This window comes from Rhodococcus sp. NPDC059968, from assembly GCF_042738615.1.
Classification (GTDB): domain Bacteria; phylum Actinomycetota; class Actinomycetes; order Mycobacteriales; family Mycobacteriaceae; genus Rhodococcus_F.
The window spans coordinates 1-1,298 of the sequence record NZ_JBHWUE010000281.1; the positions used below are offsets into that span (position 1 = coordinate 1).

General features: G+C 66.9%; 1 pseudogene. It reads right to left on the minus strand.

Annotated elements, in window-relative coordinates:
• Window positions 1-1,298, minus strand: a pseudogene (locus tag ACFWAY_RS53845) (pyruvate dehydrogenase (acetyl-transferring), homodimeric type); the annotation flags it as partial.

The window sequence follows — 1,298 nt, forward strand, 5'->3', positions numbered from 1 at the left end:
CGGACCACGTCGTAGGTGGAGTCCGGCGGCATCGGCAACGGCGCCACCCCGGTGCGCCTTTGCGGCAGGAACCCACCGAGGGCGCGGCGGCGGTCGAGCATGTACTGGATTTCCGGGGCGTCGTTGCCGGGGTGGTAGTACGGCGGCATCTTCGGGTCCTTCTCCAACTCTTCGTCGGAGATCGGGATGCGCTGCAGGTCCCGGAAATTCTTCAGATCGTCGAGGGTCAGCTTCTTCATCTGGTGGGTGGCGTTGCGGCCCTCGAAATGCTTACCCAGGGTGTAGCCCTTGATGGTGTGCGCCAGGATCACCGTCGGCTGCCCCTTGTGCGCCATCGCCGCCGCGTACGCGGCGTAGATCTTGCGGTAGTCGTGGCCGCCGCGCTTGAGGTTCCAGATGTCCCGATCCGACAGGTTCGCGACCAGTTCCTTCGTCCGCGGATCCCTCCCGAAGAAGTGCTCCCGGACGTAGCCGCCGTCGTTGGCCTTGTAGGTTTGGTAGTCGCCGTCCGGGGTGACGTTCATCAGGTTGACCAGGGCGCCGTCGCGGTCCGCGTGCAGCAGGGCGTCCCACTCGCGGCCCCAGACCACCTTGATCACGTTCCAGCCGGCGCCGCGGAAGAACGACTCCAACTCCTGGATGATCTTGCCGTTGCCGCGGACCGGGCCGTCGAGGCGCTGCAGGTTGCAGTTCACCACGAACGTCAAATTGTCGAGGCCCTCGGTGGCCGCCACATGCGCCAGACCCCGCGATTCCGGTTCGTCCATCTCGCCGTCACCGAGGAACGCCCACACGTGCTGATCGGCGGTGTCCTTGATGCCGCGGTCGTGCAGGTAGTGGTTGAACCTGGCCTGGTAGATCGCGTTCATCGGGCCCAACCCCATCGACACGGTCGGGAACTCCCAGAAGTCGGGGAGCAGCCGCGGGTGCGGATACGACGGCAACCCGCCACCGGAGTCGGCGTGCGAGTGTTCCTGCCGGAACCCGTCCATCCGCTCCGCCGGGATCCGCCCCTCCAAAAACGCGCGGGCGTAGATGCCCGGCGAGGCGTGGCCCTGGATGAAGATCTGATCCCCACCACCGGGGTGGTCCTTGCCGCGGAAGAAGTGGTTGAACCCCACCTCGTACAGGGCGGCCGACGACGCATACGTCGAAATGTGGCCGCCGACCCCGACCCCCGGCCGCTGCGCCCGGGTCACCATCACCGCCGCGTTCCACCGGATGAACGCCCGGTACCGGCGCTCGGTCTCCTCGTCGCCGGGGAACCACGGCTCGTTCTCCGTCGGGATGGTGTTCAC